At 45.5% G+C, this 19,534-nt stretch carries 18 protein-coding genes; 8 read left to right on the top strand and 10 right to left on the bottom strand.

The annotated features are described in order from the left end of the window. Positions 1 to 36: 36 nt before the first annotated feature. On the top strand, positions 37 to 855 hold the full coding sequence (locus KHN79_RS21140; protein WP_211907289.1) for an ABC transporter permease: 819 nt from the start codon (positions 37 to 39) through the stop codon (positions 853 to 855). 17 nt (positions 856 to 872) lie between these two features. Further along, a complete protein-coding gene (locus tag KHN79_RS21135) occupies positions 873 to 1,964 on the top strand; it encodes a P1 family peptidase (protein ID WP_182011154.1) in 1,092 nt (363 codons plus the stop codon). A 123-nt stretch (positions 1,965 to 2,087) separates the two neighbouring features. Here the strand turns inward: KHN79_RS21135 and KHN79_RS21130 are convergent, their stop codons facing one another. Then, positions 2,088 to 2,735 (bottom strand): glutathione S-transferase family protein, encoded by a 648-nt coding sequence (locus KHN79_RS21130; protein WP_182011155.1) that lies wholly within the window; start codon positions 2,733 to 2,735, stop codon positions 2,088 to 2,090. A gap of 123 nt (positions 2,736 to 2,858) precedes the next feature. Here KHN79_RS21130 and KHN79_RS21125 point away from each other — a divergent pair, with 123 nt between their 5' ends. Next, positions 2,859 to 3,692, top strand: coding sequence for a LysR family transcriptional regulator (locus KHN79_RS21125; protein WP_182011156.1), 834 nt, complete (start codon positions 2,859 to 2,861; stop codon positions 3,690 to 3,692). Between the two features lie 72 nt (positions 3,693 to 3,764). Here the strand turns inward: KHN79_RS21125 and KHN79_RS21120 are convergent, their stop codons facing one another. After that, entirely contained in the window at positions 3,765 to 4,079 is a 315-nt protein-coding gene (locus tag KHN79_RS21120) for a multidrug efflux SMR transporter (protein WP_182011157.1), read from the bottom strand. 92 nt (positions 4,080 to 4,171) lie between these two features. Here KHN79_RS21120 and KHN79_RS21115 point away from each other — a divergent pair, with 92 nt between their 5' ends. After that, entirely contained in the window at positions 4,172 to 5,059 is an 888-nt protein-coding gene (locus KHN79_RS21115) for a LysR family transcriptional regulator (RefSeq protein ID WP_259345775.1), read from the top strand. Positions 5,060 to 5,161: 102 nt separating this feature from the next. Here KHN79_RS21115 and KHN79_RS21110 read toward each other — a convergent pair whose 3' ends face one another. The 5 genes from KHN79_RS21110 to KHN79_RS21090 form a co-directional block, all read right to left on the bottom strand. After that, complete coding sequence (locus KHN79_RS21110) at positions 5,162 to 5,509, bottom strand: RidA family protein (RefSeq protein WP_182011159.1); 348 nt, start codon at positions 5,507 to 5,509, stop codon at positions 5,162 to 5,164. 104 nt (positions 5,510 to 5,613) lie between these two features. Then, on the bottom strand, positions 5,614 to 6,375 hold the full coding sequence (locus tag KHN79_RS21105) for an ATP-binding cassette domain-containing protein (RefSeq protein ID WP_182011160.1): 762 nt from the start codon (positions 6,373 to 6,375) through the stop codon (positions 5,614 to 5,616). A gap of 11 nt (positions 6,376 to 6,386) precedes the next feature. Continuing rightward, entirely contained in the window at positions 6,387 to 7,337 is a 951-nt protein-coding gene (locus KHN79_RS21100; RefSeq protein WP_182011161.1) for an iron chelate uptake ABC transporter family permease subunit, read from the bottom strand. Further along, the gene (locus KHN79_RS21095) at positions 7,330 to 8,286 is read right to left on the bottom strand and encodes an iron chelate uptake ABC transporter family permease subunit (RefSeq protein ID WP_182011162.1); all 957 of its coding nucleotides are present in this window, start codon (positions 8,284 to 8,286) and stop codon (positions 7,330 to 7,332) included. Before KHN79_RS21095 ends, KHN79_RS21100 begins: the two co-directional genes overlap by 8 nt. An 89-nt stretch (positions 8,287 to 8,375) precedes the next feature. Next, the gene (locus KHN79_RS21090) at positions 8,376 to 9,296 is read right to left on the bottom strand and encodes a siderophore ABC transporter substrate-binding protein (RefSeq protein ID WP_182011163.1); all 921 of its coding nucleotides are present in this window, start codon (positions 9,294 to 9,296) and stop codon (positions 8,376 to 8,378) included. A 194-nt stretch (positions 9,297 to 9,490) separates the two neighbouring features. Here KHN79_RS21090 and KHN79_RS21085 point away from each other — a divergent pair, with 194 nt between their 5' ends. Continuing rightward, the gene (locus KHN79_RS21085) at positions 9,491 to 10,429 is read left to right on the top strand and encodes a LysR family transcriptional regulator (RefSeq protein WP_182011164.1); all 939 of its coding nucleotides are present in this window, start codon (positions 9,491 to 9,493) and stop codon (positions 10,427 to 10,429) included. Between the two features lie 137 nt (positions 10,430 to 10,566). After that, the gene (locus KHN79_RS21080; protein WP_182011165.1) at positions 10,567 to 12,597 is read left to right on the top strand and encodes a TonB-dependent receptor; all 2,031 of its coding nucleotides are present in this window, start codon (positions 10,567 to 10,569) and stop codon (positions 12,595 to 12,597) included. A 69-nt stretch (positions 12,598 to 12,666) separates the two neighbouring features. On the opposite strand, the gene KHN79_RS21075 is transcribed toward KHN79_RS21080, so the two are convergent. The 3 genes from KHN79_RS21075 to glgX all read right to left on the bottom strand — a co-directional run bounded on the left by KHN79_RS21075 (position 12,667) and on the right by glgX (position 16,870). Further along, positions 12,667 to 13,875 carry a multidrug effflux MFS transporter gene (locus KHN79_RS21075; RefSeq protein WP_182011166.1) on the bottom strand — a complete coding sequence of 403 codons (1,209 nt, stop codon included), beginning with the start codon at positions 13,873 to 13,875 and terminating at the stop codon, positions 12,667 to 12,669. Beyond that, positions 13,872 to 14,516, bottom strand: a complete 645-nt coding sequence (locus KHN79_RS21070) for a recombinase family protein (RefSeq protein ID WP_182011167.1) — start codon at positions 14,514 to 14,516, stop codon at positions 13,872 to 13,874. The genes KHN79_RS21075 and KHN79_RS21070 overlap by 4 nt, the downstream gene beginning before the upstream one ends. Before the next feature lie 383 nt (positions 14,517 to 14,899). Further along, positions 14,900 to 16,870, bottom strand: a complete 1,971-nt coding sequence (glgX, locus tag KHN79_RS21065) for a glycogen debranching protein GlgX (protein WP_182011168.1) — start codon at positions 16,868 to 16,870, stop codon at positions 14,900 to 14,902. Positions 16,871 to 17,328: 458 nt separating this feature from the next. On the opposite strand from glgX, the gene lamB reads away from it, so the two are divergent. After that, the gene (gene lamB, locus KHN79_RS21060) at positions 17,329 to 18,507 is read left to right on the top strand and encodes a maltoporin LamB (RefSeq protein ID WP_182011169.1); all 1,179 of its coding nucleotides are present in this window, start codon (positions 17,329 to 17,331) and stop codon (positions 18,505 to 18,507) included. Positions 18,508 to 18,590: 83 nt separating this feature from the next. Next, positions 18,591 to 19,502 (top strand): MalM family protein, encoded by a 912-nt coding sequence (locus KHN79_RS21055; protein ID WP_182011170.1) that lies wholly within the window; start codon positions 18,591 to 18,593, stop codon positions 19,500 to 19,502. Positions 19,503 to 19,534: the final 32 nt, after the last annotated feature.

Raw genomic sequence — 19,534 nt, 5'->3', positions numbered from 1 at the left:
CATTCAGTAAGGACATATAGTATGCAAGGGAACTCGATGTTTAAACGGATTTTATCGACCTACAGTTTGCTGTTTTTTATTTTTCTTTATGCACCAGTAATTTTGATTGTGGTGTACTCGTTCAACTCTAACTCGGTAAACATTATGAACTGGGCTGGGGCGAGTTTGGATTGGTACCGAATCATGTTCGGCATGGAAACCGAAATGCAGTTGCCAGACACCTACATTGATTCAACAGGTCAGTTGCTCAATGCACTCAAGAATAGTTTGATGGTCGCAAGCAGTGCTACCGTCATTTCCACTGTATTGGGCACTATGGTTGCACTGGCGCTGGCGCGGTTCCGCTTCAAGCTACAGCCGTTTTACAAAATGCTGATGCATGTGCCTATGGTGATGCCAGACATCGTGCTAGGGATTGCGCTGCTGATATTCTTTATTGGTTCGGGATTGAGCTTAGGTTCAACCACTATCGTCATTGGTCATTGTACATTCTTAATCAGCTATGTATTCATCGTAGTCAGCTCTCGATTAGCAGGAATGGACCCGCTATTAGAAAGTGCGTCTGCTGACTTGGGTGCCAATGAATGGCAAACATTCAAACGTGTGACTCTGCCTTTGATCCTTCCCGGAGTGATAGGTGGCGCTTTGCTTAGTTTCATCATTTCTATTGATGACGTCGTGATCACTTACTTTATCAGTGGTACGGATTCGACCACTTTACCTGTGTACATTCTCAGCATGATCCGAAAAGGAATCAAACCGGAAATCAATGCGATAGCAACACTAATGCTGCTGTTCTCATTAGTTATCGCGTATGCGGGTATCTACTTTAAATCTAAGAAAAGCTCAATATAAGGATATGGAGTTTGGATATGACTAAAAAACTCAGAGCGAGAGAGCTAGGCCTTCCGTTTCCCGGTGTGACAGGGGCTAATAACGCGATAACTGACATTCCCGGAGTGCTGGTTGGTTATAAAACGCTAATTAAACACGATCTTGATTCGCCGGTTCAAACGGGCGTAACTGCGATATTACCTCGCGGGTACTCAAAGACGCCACAGCCTGTCTGGGCGGGAAGTTATGCGCTTAATGGTAACGGCGAAATGACCGGAACTCACTGGATTCAGGATGGTGGATATTTCTGCGGACCACTGATGATCACCAATACTCACGGAGTCGGCATCACTCATCACGCCACGGTTAAATGGATGGTGAATCACTATAAAGAGGCGTGGGCAGACAATCATTTGTGGGCAATGCCGGTTGTGGCAGAAACTTATGATGGTGTGCTGAATGATATCAATGCGATGCACGTGACTGAGCAAGACGCAATTGATGCATTAGACAGTGCGGAAGACGGTGTGATAGCTGAAGGGAACGTTGGCGGTGGTACAGGGATGATCGCCTACGGTTTTAAAGGCGGAACGGGGACCTCTTCCCGGCTGGTCAGTGTTGGTGATGACAGCTATACCGTTGCTGCGCTTGTACAGGCGAATCACGGTATTCGTCCCTGGTTTAATGTGCTCGGCGTACCTGTCGGGCAATATATGCCAGATGAGATGATGCCGGAGGAGAAAGAGATGGGTTCCATCATCGTTATCCTGGCCACTGATGCACCTATGTTACCGCATCAGCTTAAACGCATGGCAAAACGTGCGGCGATTGGTATCGGACGAAATGGTTCGCCTGGCGGGAATAACTCGGGCGATATCTTTTTGGCATTTAGTACCGCGAACGCACAGGATCTTCCGCAGCTCTCTGGTAATTACGCGTCGATGACTTGTGTAAATGACGAGTTGTTTGACGATTTTTACCTAGCTGCGGTTCAGGCGGTTGAAGAGTCCGTGGTTAACGCCATGGTCGCAGCTGAAGATGTAATGACGTTTAAGCCGGCAGGGTACAACTGTAAAGCCATTGATACTGGCGAGCTGGTTAAGCACGTTGACCGGTTTTTTAGTGTGTAACTTTTAGTGTGTAAGTAAGCGAACAAATAGCATTTAATTACTAATTAGCGAGATGAGAGCCTTTGACCAGAACGTACCCATTTGGCCATAGGCTCTTTTTTGTATGTCCGGTTATGCGGGGAGTTAGGCTGGCTCGCCCGCTTCATCTTCCTCGACGATATCGGTTTCTAAGCTCGCTTCTGCCAGCCAGCGTTGCATAGTCTCGCTTTTCAGTACCTTTTGTTGATACTGGATTGCCTTCTCAGACAATGGAATACCGTAAGTAAGAGTGCGCAGTACCACCGGTGCATACATGGCATCGGCAATCGACCACTCGCCAAATAACCAGCCGTCTGGGTATTGTGCCATTTGCTCAGACCAGATTTGATCAATACGCTCAATATCTTTGAGTGCCTGGCTGCTTAACGTGATTTTCCTCCTGGCGCGGCAGTTCATCGGCATTTCATTTCGCAGCGCCATAAATCCGGAATGCATCTCGGCCGATACCGCTCTTGCTTTAGCCCGCTCAGAAAGAGATTGTGGCCACGCCTTGCCATTTAAATAAGCGTCATTAACGTATTCGAGAATGGCCAGTGAATCCCATACGGTCACATCATCTCCAACTAGCGTCGGAACCTTGGCGGTTGGCGTAACATCCTCTAGAGTGTTGTAGAAATCTTCGGTGAACAGTTTGATTTTTCTGATCTCAACATCAATGTCGTAGTGCATGAAGATAAGCCATGCTCGCAGTGACCAGCTCGAATAATTTTGATTGCCGATGTAAAGTTTCATCCATACTTCCTTGTTTTTTTGCTCTTGTCAGGAACATTTAAGTTAAAAGATTGTGTTATCGAAAACTAACGGATAGTTTTGATAGGACACATTAATAAAACCGATAGATCAACAGACCGTAATATGGATATTGATGCTTTAAGAAGTCTTCTGGCGTTTGCAGAAACGGGTAGCTTTACCCGTGCCGCGAAGCAAATTAACCGAACTCAGTCTGCATTCAGTGCCCAGATGCGCAAGCTGGAAGATGAGCTCAATATTGGTCTTTTCGTTAAAGAAGGACGCAATCTTGTTCTGAGCGAGGCAGGGCTCGCGTTGCGTGCACATGCTGAGCAGCTGGTGGCGTTACATAATAAAGCGGTTAAGCAAGTAAGCGGTTATCAGGATAAACAGCCACTCCGACTTGGTTGTCCGGAGGATTACAACGACGCCATTCTGCCAAAAGTCATCGGCATTTTGAAACAAGCAGAGCCGACCTGTTCCATACAAGTGTTCAGTCAGCCCAGCGTTACACTGCGCGAGTGGCTGGATGAAGGTAAAATTGATGCGGCGATACTGACGCGTTCTCCTGACAGTGAGGAGGGGCATTGGCTTGCACATGATAAAGGTGTGTGGATTGCCAGTCAGGATTACCAAATAGATAAGTCTAAACCTCTGCCGCTCGCACTGTTCCAGACAGACTGTAAATACCATGCGGCCGCGATTGATGGCTTGACCAAAAGAGGGATTTCTTATCAGCTGCTGGCCTGTTGCAATACTGCATCGGCACAGAGAGCAATTGTTCGAGAAGGGTTAGCTATTGGCGCGATGGGGCGACTGAGTGTCTCTTACGATCTTAATATTCTCACAGACATGCCACCGTTGCCCGCGGTTGATATTGTGCTCGTGTCCGGAGTAAACCAGCACCCATTGCTTAGCTCATTTGATTTAGCTAGCGCCGACTTTTCAATGATAGATTAACGCGATATACGAGAGCGTTTAAGAAAGCATTAACGCAGATAGAGTAATGGCTACGCTAATGCTTTTAACGAGTTAGTGCCCAAGCTTCAGCATGACCACGCCAGACAGAATTAGCATAATGCCGATATAGCGAATCATGGAAGCCGGGTCTCCGTAGAAATAAATACCGACAAGAAATGTCCCAGCTGCTCCGATGCCTGTCCAGACCGCATAGGCGGTACCCATAGGGATAGCACGTTGCGCAGCAAATAACAGTGCGCCGCTGATCGCCATGAATACGATTGCCATAGAAATACCCAGTACTTTGTGCCCCGACTGAGCCACTTTCAAGCCAACCGGCCACCCGATTTCCGTAACACCAGCTAAAAGCAGATATAACCAGCTCATACATTCCACCTGTTTAAATAAAGGAAACATTTGCAGGCTATGCTATCGATTATTATGATAGATAAAAGTTAGTAACTATCGAATTTTTTCATATGTTGAGTTTGGAACAAGTCAGGATGTTAGTGCTCTCCGCTGAGTTAGGTTCATTTTCTGCCTGTGCCAGAAAGATGGGCAAGGTTCAGTCTGCGGTGAGTCACGGTATTAGTAGCTTAGAGATAGATTTGGGTATCGAATTGTTTGACCGCTCGGCCAGAAGTCCGAGGTTAACTCCGGCGGGTGAACGCCTGCTGCGCAGTGCAAAAAACCTGCTAGCTCAGGCGGATGAATTTGAGAAAATCGCTCAGTCTATTGAAAGGTCGGAAGAAAGCCAGCTCACCATCGCCATCGACGACGGAGTTTATAACTCGAAACTTGCCGACTTGTTTAAGCGTTTGGATAGCCAGTTTCCGACGATTCAGATTGATGTACTGAGTCTGGCTTCCGGTGATATTTCCACTGAAGTTGCAAATGGTGACGTAGATATCGGAGTGATGTTCACTGAATTTGAACAGTTAAAACAGGTCGATTTTTGCTACGTGGGAAGTATTGATTACCTTCCTGTTTGTCACCCGCAATATCCGCTTGCTGAGATTGATGTGGAGCTGCAATCGGATTTAGCGCCGTTCCGCCAGATCGCGATTCGCGGGAAAGCAAAAACAGAGTCGCAGGCTTTAATCAGTATTGCGCCGAAGGTATGGTGGAGCTCTAGTCACTACAGTGCGTTAGAACTCGTTAAGCAGCAGGTTGGCTGGGCTTATTTACCGTCATTTTTGGTCAATGACTTAATCGATTCTGGAGAACTGCATAAAATTAAAGTGGCCTTCGATCATAAGCCCTGGAATGCGCCCGTCGATCTGGTGTTTAAAAAAGGCAGAATTAACGGGCCGGTATTTCAGTGGTTGTTTGATGAGTTAAAGCAAACATTCACCCCGACAAAGTAGAATTACCCAGCGTTTTAAAGTAGGTGAAGAAAAACAAAACGCCACCTCAGGGAAGGTGGCGTTTCAGAGTCTTATGGGTTCTTATTACTGAGCTTTCGCAGACTATTGCGCTGCAGTTACCGACATTTCAACCAGAATTACGTCTCTTGCCATGCGGGCTTCAACACACGCTCGTGCAGGTTTTTCGCCATCAGCGACCCAAGCGTCCCACACTTTGTTCATTTCAGCGAAGTCTTTCATATCCCGAAGGTAAATAGTAACGGACAGCAGCTTGTCTCGATGGCTACCCGCTTTTTCCAGTAACGCATCAATCTTGTCCAGACAGCGTTGCGTCTGCTCGGTAATATCCCACGCAGCATCACCTGCTGTCTGACCACAAAGATAAATAGTACCGTTGTGTTTAACAATACGGCTCATGCGCTCTGTGGATTCAATTCGTTCAATTGTCATTGCTTGCCTTTTATCTTTTATTTGTATTTCAATTAGCTGTTCAGTCAGAAATACTAACGAAATACCGCTTACGCGAATACCACTCTGTATAGGATTTGTGGGCTTTAACGTCGGTAGTATAAAGAAATACGATTGCCATCGATTTCCTGGACGATAAACGGAATTTCATAAATGTCGCTTAATACCGCTTCATCAATGACTTCGCCTACGTTGCCAGCCTTAATGACTTCACCCATTTTCATTGCGACGATATGGTCTGAGTAGCAGGAAGCAAAGTTAATGTCGTGAATGACGATCACCACCGCTTTGTTTTTTAGCTGAGCCAGTTTGTGCAGTGTGCTCATGATATCGACGGAGTGCTTGATATCTAGGTTATTCAATGGCTCATCAAGAAAAATATAATCGGTGTCCTGTGCGACCACCATGGCGATGAACGCCATTTGACGCTGACCGCCAGAAAGTTGGTCAATAAAGCGATCCTGCAAATGGTCTATCTCCAGGTGCTGCATCGACTCTTCGATAATGCGGTTATCTTCTGCGGTTAAACGTCCCTGAGAGTAAGGGAAACGCCCAAATGCCACCAAATCACGCACAGTGAAACGCATGTTGATGTTGTTGGATTGACGCAAAACGGAAAGGCGTTTAGCGAGGTCTTCTGTGTTCCACTGATCAAGTGGTTTATCTCCGATGACGACCGTTCCGGCATCGCTTTCGGTCAGGCGACTCGCCATGGACAATAGCGTACTTTTGCCTGCCCCATTCGGGCCAATAATGCTGGTCACTTTACCTAATGGAAAAAGGGCATCAGCATTTTTTACCACGTATTTGTCGTTGTATTTTTTGCTTAAACCTTGAATACGGATCATGTGATAAACCTTTAATCGAATTTATTTTTCATAAGCAGCACTAAGAAGTAACCGCCGCCAATAAAGTTGATAATAACGCTGATGGTGGTATTGAAATCGAACATGTTTTCGACCACCCACTGGCCGCCGGACAACAGCACTACCGACAAAACGGAACTGGCGATAATTAGCAGTCGATGCTGGTAGCCAGTAAAAACCTGGCGAGTTAGCGCCACGACAATTAAACCAAAAAACAAGATTGGACCAATCAGAGCGGTGGAAATGGACACCATCAGCGTGATGATAAACATTACCTGCATCGTCAGTTTATGGGTGTCTACACCTAAGCTCTTGGCGTTGTCTGCGCCTAACCACATGACATCTAACTTATGTGAGATACGCATTAAATAAGCGCCACACAGCAGCATCGGAACAACACACCAGTAAACCAGTTCACTGTTGATGTTATTAAAACTGGCGAACATAGAACCCTGAATGAAGTTAAACTCGTCCGGGTCCGTCACCATAGTGAAAAAGCCGGTGATACTGCTGAACAAACTGCTGAGTACAATACCGATCAGTAACAGAGTGAAGATGTTGCGTTGACGGCCTCTGAAATAGAAGGTGAACAGGGTCATCGCACACACGATCATGATGCTGGTGGAAAGAGCAAAATTGATTTTGCTGTTAATGACCCATGCACTCATGCCACCAAACATCACCACCAATATCACCTGAATCATCACGTACAGTGAATCGAAACCGAGAATAGACGGTGTGAGGATCCGGTTATTGGTAATGGTCTGGAAAATGAGTGACGAGGATGCAATCGCAATGGCAGCCAGCACAATCGCCAGCACTTTAGGAATGCGGCGTGATAAGAAAAACTGGTAGTTGTCAGGTGTTAATCCTTTGCCGATGAAAACGGCACAAATAAGTACTGCGATAACCGCGAGTAGCATAACTTTAATTGAATCACGCATTCGCTTTGTCTCTCAATACCAGGTAAATGAAAACAGAACCACCTAAGATGCTGATGATCATCGAAATAGGAATTTCATAAGGGAAGATAATCAGACGGCCTACAATGTCGCAGGTCAGTACCAGAATGACCCCGGCGTAAGCAGTCCAAGGCAGGTTGCGGCGCATGTTATCTCCAATGAAGATCGACACCAGATTCGGCACGATAAGACCTAAGAAAGGAATCATACCGACGATCATCACAACGGACGATGACAAGACGGCGACTAAAATGACACCAATTAATACGATACGCTGGTAGTTAAGCCCGATGTTTTTGGCAAAGCTTTCACCAACACTGGCCGCGCTGAAGCGGTTGGCGTAGGCGTAAGCCAGTAAGGATACAGGCAGCGCCAGATATAAGAACTCGTAATTACCGCGCAAAACAGAAGCAAAGTTGGCGACTGTCCAGGAGCCGAGCGTCTGGACTAAATCATATTTATACGCAACGAAGGTCGTCATAGAAGAGACCACGTTGCCGTACATGATGCCGATCAGCGGCACCAAGACGGTATTCTTAAACTTCAGGCGTTGCAGGAAGCGAACGAAAATAACCGTACCGAGCACTGAAAAAGCGAAAATGGTAATGAGGTGAACCCAGCTGCTCATATCGGAAAAGAAGATCAGAGCAATGATATAACCGAACATAGCCCAGTCCACGGTACCTGTGGTTGACGGGGCTGCAAACCGGTTCTGCACGATCTGCTGCATGATCAACCCGGCGATGCTCAGGCCTGCACCAGCCAGTATAATGGCGAGCAAGCGGGGCAGTCGACTGACCAGAAGAATGTTCAGACTATGGCTGTCACCAGCCAGAATTTGCGATAGAGAGACGTTTGCAACACCAACCAACAGCGATGTGCCGGCAAGGATGAGTAGCAAAACGAAAGCCAAAATATGATGTAATTTCATAGTGAAGAAACAACGTTATAGATATGACAATGACCTTTCACGCTATTAGCGGAAAGGCCATCTTTTATAGGGTGATTAAACTGGTTTGCTTAGTTAACAATGACTTGGTTTAGCTCTTTAATCATGGTTTGAGTTGACTGATAACCGCCAGCAGTTAAGTACCAGGCGGCCGGGTCAATAAACATCACGCGGTTATTCTTTTCAGCCGGTGTTGATTTAATCAGTTCGTTATCAAACAGCGCCTTAGCTTTGCCATTGCTGCGGCCGATTGCCTGTTCGCGGTCCAATACCAGTAACACTTCTGGTTGTGCGTCTGCGATGTATTCAAACGAAATTAGGTTACCGTGTTTGCCAGCTTTTGCTTTCACGTTGTCAGAGGATGAGGTTGCAAAGCCAGCTTCGTTATACACAAACGAGAAGCGGCTATCGGGACCGAACATCGCTAGGTTGTTACCGCTGTTGGAAACTGTCAGAGCGCGAGGCGGATTAGCGGCCACTTTTGTATGAAGTTGCTCTATTTGCGCCTGAACGTCGGCAATTAGTTGCTCTGCGCGCTCTTCTTTGTTGAAAATGTCACCAAGCACGCGCCAGTGGTTTTGTGTGGTCTTCCAGTAGTCTTTGGTATCGATCTCGAACATATAAGTCGGTGCGATATCTTTAAGATCTTTGTAGGAGTTTGCCATGCGGCCTTCTGCAATGATCAGATCCGGCTTCAAGGTAAACAAGGTTTCAAAGCTCACCTCTATTACGCTGCCTGTGTTTATCACAGAATCGCCTTTGTATTTTTCCAAGGTGGTAGGGAGTAGTGTTTTAGGTACACCAACTGGTGTGATCCCAAGAGCATCGACGTAATCAAGGCTGCCATAGCCAAGTACAACCACACGTTTCGGTACATCATTAATTTCTACCGAACCCATGCTGTGTTGGTAGGTTTTTGCCATGGTTCCGAAAGGTACTAAGGCAAGCAGCAGTGTACTTGTTGCTACACGAAGAGAAGTTTTACCAAACATGATGATTCCCAAAGGTCTGCATATTCAGTCACCTTCACTGGAAAACGCATTAACATGAAAACAGAGAGAAAGATGAGCTGAAAAAATGAAACGAATTTGATTTAAATCAAATAAGAATGATTATTGATTGCATACACGTTAGCAGATAAGCTATAGGCAGCAACAGAATTATAAGAATAGTGAGTATTTAAAAAGTGAATTTAGCTCAGGTGGATTTGAATTTGTTGTTTATTCTCAAGAGTTTGCTTGAGGAAAAGCATGTCTCCAATACTGCGGTTTTATTAGGTATGAGCCAACCATCCGTCAGTCGTTCTTTACAAAAGCTCAGAAGTTTGTTTGACGATGAGTTGTTGGTAAGAACTGCTCATGGATACGAGCTGACCCCGAAAGCTGAGGTAATTAAACAAGACTTAAACACAGTACTTACCGGGCTGGAGAAGCTGATGCACGGCCAGTCTTTTGTTCCCGAAAAGAGCAAAGGAACGATTCGCTTCTTCGGCTTAGTACCTCAGGTCATCATGCTGCTTCCAAGTGTTATCTCCCGGATAAGGCAAGAAGCGCCAAACATGATCATTGATGTTGATTCCATCCCTAAAAGGCATTTTGATGCCCTGATTACCGGTGACGTGCATTTTGTCATCTCTACTGCATCTCCACCAAGCTCAGAGCAAAATTTGTATCGCATGAAGATCGCGAACCGAGACTACCGGTTCCTGATGAGTGAATCTCACCCTTTAGCGAAGGTTGAAGAGTTAACCGTCGAGATGCTGCTTGACTGTAACTTCGGTCAAATTTCACTTCAGGGCGGGAAAACATTTTCGATCTATCACAGATTCGCGGAGCTTGGTGTCGTGGATAGAAATCGCCCGTTGTCGATTCCGTTGCAGCTTTCCACTTTTAATGCTGCGCCACCTATTGCTGAGCAAACGGATGTCATTTTTCACCTGCCTACACCATTTGCCGAAGGGGCATGCCACGGACGAAAACTGGTGACCAAAAAGGTCCCCAAAGAGATTCGGCTTAGCAGTGAGTCTGTCTATCTGTACTGGCATAAACGTTATCACAACGATCCGATGTGTAACTGGGTTAAGTCTTTATTTAAAGAAATCTACGGCTTTGAAGAAAGTGAATGATTGAAATTTCGATTATTCATTTCCTGCATAACGGTAATTTACTGACTGGATACAAGAGCACTTGTCTTAGATAAGTAAAATCTATTTAATGCGAACCATTATCATTATGAATTTCAATAATAATAACAGGTTTTACTATGTCTAAGACGACTCTGTTCGCACCAAAACCATTAGCAGTGGCTATCGGTGCATTATGTACTTCAATTTCAGTAATGGCTGATACAACACCAACCAACATCGATGAGCAGATGGTTGTTACGGCAACCCGTACGCAAATGGAGCTTAAAAACGCACCTGCATCGATGTCTGTGATTACTGCTGATGATATCGCAAATGATCCGGGTATCACCCTGGCTGATATCGTTGCTAACCAAACCAGTGTAGAAGCTGACTACGGCAGCACTCGTGCCGGGCGTCAGCAAATCTCTATTCGTGGTATGGAGGCCAAATACACCCTTATTATGGTGAACGGACGTCGTATGAGCTCTGCAAGTGCGATTGTTCGTGGTAACGATTTCGATCTGTCCACAATCCCGATGGATTCAATTGAACGTATTGAAATCATTCGTGGCCCTATGTCTGCACTTTACGGTTCGGATGGTATGGGCGGCACGATCAACATCATCACTAAGTCACCAGAAAATGACTGGAGCTCACAGCTTAGCATGGATAACACAACACCAAATGATGGTAACGGCGGGCAAGAGTACACAGTTGGCTTAACCACATCCGGTGCTTTAATTGACGATACACTGTTTGCACGTCTTTCCGTTTCGCAAACCAGTCGTGATGCATGGCAGCCTTACTCTGGTATTAAAACGGTAAGGGGCGTTGATTACGATCGTTCAGAGGTAACGGCATTTGAAGGCCGTGACACATTAGCACTATTCGGCACGTTGTCATGGCACTTAGCTGACAACCAGTTTATCGATCTGGACTTAGGTTATAGTGATGATGAACGCGATACGGCAGCTGAAAGTGCGACACGTGTAATTTACTCCGAATCACGAGTGCGACGCGACAGTCAGGCGATTTCACACACGGGTTTGTGGTCTTGGGGTGACACTCAGGTACGTTACTCTCGTGAGAATGTGGAGAACGTTGATGCTGCGAACGATGGTGTTGATTCAATTGAAGAGCTTACCCAGATTGTAGAAGCGTCGGCGACAACCTACTTAGGTGACAGTCATACGCTAACGTTTGGTGTCGATTATCAGAACAGTGAGCTTTCTAACCCGGAAAACCTTGTTGATAATAAAGCGGAAGCCTACCAGGGCGCGGCATTTATTCAGGATCAGTGGGCAGTGACAGACACGCTAACTGCAACTATCGGTGGACGTCTGGATAAACATGAGCAGTTCGGTGAAGAATTTAGCCCGCGTGTTTACCTTGTACACCAAACCACCGATTCTCTGGTGTTGAAAGGTGGTGTAGGTAAAGCGTTTAAAGCTCCGACTATGACGCAAAACAATCCGGACTTTAAGCTGATTAGCTGTAAAGGTAACTGTGATATTCAGGGTAATGAAGACCTAGGTCCGGAAACCAGTATTAACTATGAACTCTCTGCATTGTACAGTGCTCAAAGCTGGAACATTGAAACGGCGCTGTTCCGTAACGAAGTTGAAAACCTGATTGAACAAACCGATGTTTTCTGTGAAACAGGAACGTGGTCAAGTTCCATTATGAGCTGTATCGACGCAAACGGTGATCCAATCGATCGCGATCTTTCTAATCCGTACAAGTCATTTAAAAACGTCTCGAAAGCGGTTATTCAGGGGGCAGAGCTGTCTGGTAGCGTTCAACTTTCTGAGCAATGGGCAATGTCAGGCAACTACACTTACTTGGATACCGAAGATAAATCGACAGGTGAAGAGCTTAATGAGCGTTACAAACATTCAGCATTTGCCCGTCTGAACTGGTACCCAACCAATGACCTGGACCTGTTTGCGAGTGCCCGTTACCGCGGTGAACGTAAGATTGATTCAGAGCTGACTCAGGACTCCTACACGACTCTGGATCTGGGTACGGTGTACCATGTTAATGACTCACTTCGCCTTCGTGCCGGTATCACTAACCTGACGGATGAGAGTGTTTCAAAAGAGCTTGAAAATATTGGTTATGTTGAAGCGCCACGTACTTACTATGTTGGTATGACAGCGAACTTCTAATACCGATATTCATCTGCAAAGGGGCGTCACAGTTAACTGTGACGCCTCTTTCTTTTATCGCTAAGCGTATTAACCCTGAGTGACTGCATTCGCTGTTTGTTCTGCAGGTAACGGTGCACTGAAACCTCGCAAAATGTTCGCTAAGGTAATTGCAGTGAACAGCGCGATAACCAGTGAAAGGTGCCACGCTTCACTTAAACCGAGCTGTACCAACGTTAAGCTCACGAGCGAAGAGACAATCATCTGGCCTCCTCCGGACATCGCTGCGGCAGAACCGGCTTGTTTTTTATAAGGCTGCATCACCAGAGCTTGGGCACAGGGTAGTGCGATACCATTACCCAGAATCATCAACAGCTGCCCCAGCATCAGATATAAGGGCTCTACAGGACAGAAGAATAACCATATTGCGGCACTGATATGCAACACCGGGGTAGATAGCAGCATCTTTTTATTACCGATGACAGGACGTATACGGTTACAAATGGTTGTGCCAGCTAACATCCCGAAAGCCGGAATAAGAGCCCACATCGCGTATTCATCAGATGTCATGCCGATTTGGTTCTGCATGATAAACGGCATTACCGAAACGGTGGTGATCATTAAGCTGAAATTTAACCAGCTGATGCTGGCAAAACTCATAAAGTAGCGCGATGAGAGTAAATCACGGTACTGGCGCAACATGATTTTCGCCGAAGGGATCGAAGAGCGCTGCGGGATCGTCTCTGTGAAACGAAATGCAATAATCACCCACGCTACTGCTACGTAGCCCAGCAATGAAATAAACACCATCGACCAGCCAAAGTGGAAGTTAATAAAGCCACCAATAACTGGTGCGATCAACGGCGTGATAGAGGCTGCCATTGCGATGTAAGACAGGGCGACGGGAAGCTCACTGCCGCTAAAGCGATCCCGGGTGGAAGCTCGTGCTAGTACTGCACAACATCCTGTCCCTAACCCTTGCAGAAAACGGCCCATGACCATCCCCGTAAAGGTGTCGCTTGCGAGTATGATCATGATCAGTCCTGACATCGCAATCAGAAGACCCGCTAATAGTACTTTTTTGCGTCCTAAAGCGTCTGAAATCGGACCGTAAACAAATTGCGAAGGGCCGAATCCAAGTAAGTAAATACTGACTAATAACTGGGCTTGATCAAGAGAAATAGAAAAGTCTTTTGCAATCCAGGGCAGGGAAGGCATAACCAGCCCCATACTGAGCTGACCAATACTGATGATCAGACAAGCAATGAGAATGGAACGGAAGTGGATACCTTGTTTCATGATGGTTCACCGTCAGAGAGTCCTGCCTTACGACGCTTTCTTAGCCCACCTTCGTCATCAAAATCATTCAGTTTCGTCTTGATACGTTTCACGGTAGACAAACTCACCTCGCACTGCTCGGCAACACTTCGCAGAGTATTTCCTTCAAGCAGCAGAGCGGCGATTTTCTGATGTTTGTCTTTGTCAGCAGGACGGCCTCTAAATTTCTGTTTCCACACGTCCGGTTGATCTTTAATTGCTTTCCGGCCTTGTTCTGCGGCGAACAAACGATGCTGAGTTTGTACTTTCCCATACCCTGTAAGTAACGTAAGCATCGTGTGGGTTTCGGCAGAGCCTGGCTCAAAACTCATAGTTTCACAAACGGTTTGAAGTGTTACTTGCTTATCAAGTAACAGTCTGATGGTGTTGAGTGCCTGGCTGAAGTCTCGTCCAAAGGTGCTGAGCCACCAAATTACGACGGTATCACCGGGTTGAAGAGCCTTGAGCAGTTGCTGGAAAGCGTTCCGTTCAGTTGGCGGAACACAGCCACGAACTTTATCTTCAAAATGTTTTGCGCCCGGAGCGGCGGCTTGCAATATTGCCAGGTTCTCGCTGTAAGCCCGGTTGCGAGGCGAATAGCGAGAGTAGAGGTAGGTTGTCATGGTTATTTGCCTCGTCAATGGGGTGGGTCATATAAAGTAATAGTCCATAAATATACGCGGATCAATTAATAACCACAACACCAAATGAGCCTTTGAGTGAAAAACTATTACAAAAAAGCCAGTCATCATCTGACGGATGTTTATCGGTTAACGTCCTTTGCTAGGTCATTCCAGCGAGCCATAGCAAGACTAGGAATCTATTATCAGAGCGCTGAAAAGATATAGGAATCGTTTTGGCGATAAAGTGCTCGGATAGTAGATTCTGAATCACGCTCCTTCGTCGCTGTTCAGAAAGACGGGAGACTGTAAAATGCCGTTCGCTGTTAAACGAACGGCATTAGTCTTAATCTGATTGGTTTTTATGTATTGATGTCAGAGCAAAGTTACTTAGACTTTGTTTTAGGCTGGTAATGCAGTATCACCATCGAAGTCGGAGAAAGCAGAACTTCACCCTCAGCATGACCGGGATTTAAGTTACGCACGTTAGTATCACACACGGTTACCCAATCTTGCTTACGATCATTTGGTAATTTAAAGCGCGCAGTGGCGTTGGTCTGGTTGATTAAGTACACCAGCTCTTGTCCGTCTTTACCAATCCCAAGGTGAAGTGCCACAGAGCTTAAACGGTTCCAGTCATCGTGCTCCATTAAACGTCCGTCGGTTCGACGCCAGAATATCCGGTTGTTGTGTCGGTTTTCCCCGCTGAAAGAGTGTATGAATGGCACCATGTATTTCTGGCGATTAGCCACCATTTGCGACATCCAGACTTTGAAATGCTGTTTACGCTCCGTTTCACTCCAGTTTAGCCAGCTGGTTTCGTTGTCCTGACAATAGGCATTGTTGTTACCGCCTTGCGTGTGGGACAGCACGTCTGCCGTGAGGATGTGGGGAATACCAAAGGCAAACAGTAAACTCGCAATAAGATTTCGTTTTTGCTTTTCCCGAGTTGCGATGATCATTAGGTTTTCTGTTTCACCCTCAACGCCGTAGTTTTCCGAGCGGTTGTCACCGTGTCCGTCGCGGTTTTCCTCACCGTTGGCTTCGTTATGCTTTTGCTTGTATGAAACCAAGTCTTGGAGCGTGAAGCCATCGTGGTATGTGATGTAGTTGACGGTCAACTTATAAGGCCAGTTTGCTGCGCTATAGATATCCCGGGAACCCATTAGACGGGTGGCAAATTCTTTCAGGTAGCCTTGATCACCCCGCCAGAAGCTGCGGGAAATATCACGTAGCTTATCGTTACACTCATTCCAGCCGAACGGGAAGTTACCCACCTGGTAGCCATTTGGTCCAATATCCCACGGCTCGGCGATCAACTTGGTTTCACGCAGAATCGGATCTTGCGCCACCGCTTTGAAAAATGCGGCTTCAGGGTTGTAATTGTCACCCTGGCGGCCAAGTGTTGCGGCTAAATCGAAGCGGAAACCATCGACTTTAAATTCACTGACCCAGTAGCGCAGCGTATCCATGACCAGATTTAGCGATGGTTGATAAGTGAGGTCGACGGTATTACCACAACCCGTATAGTTAGCAAAGTGGGTACCGTGCTTAATATAAAAGCGTGAGTCCAGCGCTTTTAGATTGAAAATCGTCGAGCCCTCACCACCTTCAGCGGTGTGGTTGTAAACCACATCTAGAATCACTTCTATACCGTGTTTATGTAGCTCTCTAATGGTGGTTTTCAGTTCGGTAACCGCATCTTTTTTCGCGTAGCGCGGATCAGGCACCATGAAGAGATACGGATTGTAGCCCCAGTAGTTGACCTTCTCCATCTTCAGCAGGTGCGGCTCGTGCATACACGCTGCAACAGGCAATAATTGCAGAGTGTTAATGTTCTGCTGCTTATAAAACTCGAGCATCTCAGGTGAAGAAAGTCCGAGATAACGTCCTTTTGTCGCTGTGGCCACTTTCGGGTGCAATTGAGTCAGGCCTTTTACGTGCGTCTCAAAAAGCACCATCTCTTCTCTTGGGATACGCGGATGCTCTGTTCCCTGCCAGTCAAAGTTATCATCAGTAACCACACACTTAGGCATACCGAAACTTTTTTCTGCTGAGAAAGGTGGCTGATAATGAAGGGCTTCATCGATGGATTTTGCGTACGGGTCGGAGATAAGAATAGATTCATCTTGATAAGAAACCACATAACCGTACTTCTGCCCGGCTTTTATCTTGGGAATAAAGGTATGCCGAATGCCTGCATATTCACCGGGTAGGTCGTGCAGCGTGTATTTACCATTGTCAGAAAACAAGGCGAGCTTTATGTCTCTGGCCTCGGGCGAATGAATAGAGAAGTTACAGCCTTCTCTGTGTAATGTTGCACCCAAGGGATAAGGGTGAGATTGAAGTTGCGTCATCGGAGAGTCTTTTATTTAGTTTTTTATTGCTACCTTTAAGAAACTATAAGTTAAAAACTTTGTCTTACTAAGGTCAACCGCCCTAAATAGAAAAATATTTATAAAATGCGCCTGTAATTAAATTACTCCAGATGACACTTCTGAGGCAAAAATATGAAATAGCTATCACTTTGTAGCGAAGCTAAACCGAACAAACTTACTAATTCCTCCCTAGATTGGTGATCTCACTCGAATAAACACCATACGGTAAAATCTCTACGCCTTTCTCATCCCCCTCAAATTACTTTGGGGCGGAGGAAGTCATCCTTGTACTCCTTGGGTAATCTTTAAATCGTTGAAACAAACGGGGACTTGTTCCCATCTTACTTCTCTTTCTATAGGTGAGTTTGTACTGCCTTTAGTCACCTTAAGAATGAGCATGCAAGACAGAATTATAAATACCCTTTATGGAGTTAAGAATGAAAAAAGTAACTTTAATTGCTGCTGCAGTGGCTACTACTCTTTCTGCTGGCGCATTTGCCGCAGAAGCGAATTTTAACGGTTACATGCGTGCGGGCATCGGCCTAAGCGGTGATAACGGTGAAAACCTTAGCTACGAGAAGAATAAAGTAGGTCGTCTAGGTAACGAAAACGATCTATATGCAGAACTTGGCCTTGGTGCTGAAGTTTACAACCAGAATGATGTAAGTTTTTACCTTGACTCACTTGTTGCTTACTCAGCTCAAGGTAACAACAACTGGGAAGGTCAAGAGCCTGCACTTCGTAAAATGAATGTTCAAGCTACAGGTCTTATCAAAGCAGATAAAGAAGCAAAACTTTGGGCTGGTCAAACATACTACCAACGTAAAGACGTTCACATCACAGACTTCTACTTCCTAGACACTTCAGGCGGTGCTGGTGGTGGTATCGAAAACCTATCTGTTGGTGGTGGTAAACTTTCAGCTGCTCTAATGCACAATGATGAAGGCGATTCTAACGGTTACATCGCTGACGTTCGTTACGCGGGCATCAACCTTTGGGAAGGCGCTAACCTAGAACTAGCTGGTGCATACGCTTTTGTTAACGAGAAGCAAGGCGAGACAGTTGAAGGTGAAGATGGTCTTCTACTTACAGCCGTAATTGGTCAAGGCCTGTCAGCAGGTTTCAACCAAACTGTACTTCAATACGGTACTGCTGGTTACGGTAAACAGATGGCTACTTACGGAGCTGGCGGCTGGTACAGCCACGATAAAGCAAACGAGGACGCTGACGGTTTCCGTATCATGAACTGGGGTGTTACAGGCTTCGGTGATGCTTGGGAAGTTGGCCACGTTGTAATGTACTCAAGTGCATCAGACACTGACGAAGGTGATATCACTAACTACAACGTAGTAGTGCGTCCTATGTACAAGTGGGATGAACAAATGAAAACTGTATTTGAAGCTGGTTACTTCGGCGGTGAGTCTGATACAAACGGTGATAGCGCTGGTTCTAAACTAACTATCGCTCAGGCATGGTCTGCTGGTTCAAGCTTCTGGGCTCGTCCTGAAATTCGTGTATTTGGTTCATACTTCATGGATCACGAAAACAACGATGCATTCGGCGCTGGTAACGACACTGAATTTAGCATCGGTATCCAAGCAGAAGCTTGGTGGTAAGCACATTGCAACAGTAAGTGTTTTCATATATAACAAAAGCCGACTTATGTCGGCTTTTTAGTTCTAACAAGAAAAGGGCAACCATGAAACGACTAGTATTATGTGGATTACTAAGCTTAAATTTACTCGGGTGTACGTCATCCGAGATAGTAACGCTTGATGTTACTGGTAATAATCAGATTGTAAGTGAATTTAGTAATGTTGAGTGGTTAAATGTTAACCCTACAAAATTTTTAGATTTTGAAATTAACGAAAAAAATCAACAACTAATACTCACTCAGAACCCTAGCCCTATTGCAGCTTTTTCTCTTGATTCAAAAGGTAAAGAAATGGAAGTGACGATTACCAGTCACTTCGGAAAGAGCGTATTTTACCCAAATGTTTTACTTCTCAGCGAAAGCAATCAGATCATTAAAAAGTTTAATGAAGACGATTTTGAATATAAACACGCTCATGGGATGAAAGGTGATCGTCTCGAAACAAACTTTAGTGTTCAGCCTAGTGGTGAACAAAAAGTTAAATTACTAATATTCACTACTGATAAATTAGTTAGTGAAGAATCTACAGTACTTCACCCTGCAAAAATAGATGCAATTGGCAGAGGTAACTATCCGCCAGATATTCCAGATCCAGTTGTGCCTCATTCAAAATACGGAAAACTTAGCCTTGCGGTTGAGGTAGACGAAACTATTGCCGTTAAAGACCCTGTCGTGGTAAATAGCTCTGACGTTGCTCATGAGGAGGCAAAAAAATCTCAGGCAGCAATGATCGATCAGCAAGAAAAAGAACGTCTTGCTTCAAAAACTAATATTGTTGTAAAACAAGAAAACTCAAGCGTAATTACTGATTCTCAGAAAAGATTCTATCTAGAGTCAATAGAAAGCGCAGTAAACGCAGGATATGTTGATAAAGCTCTAGCCCTGCTTGAAGAAGCAAAAGCACTAGGTGTTGAAGGTGCACAAGAAGCTTTTGTTAAAGCAGTAAACAGCAAGTAATTAAATAAAAAGCCGACTAACAAAGTCGGCTT

This window comes from Vibrio sp. B1FLJ16 (assembly GCF_905175385.1).
In the GTDB taxonomy this organism is placed as follows: Bacteria; Pseudomonadota; Gammaproteobacteria; order Enterobacterales; family Vibrionaceae; genus Vibrio.
The sequence above is the reverse complement of the archived record's forward strand: the minus strand, read 5'-3'. Positions and strand labels throughout refer to the sequence as shown.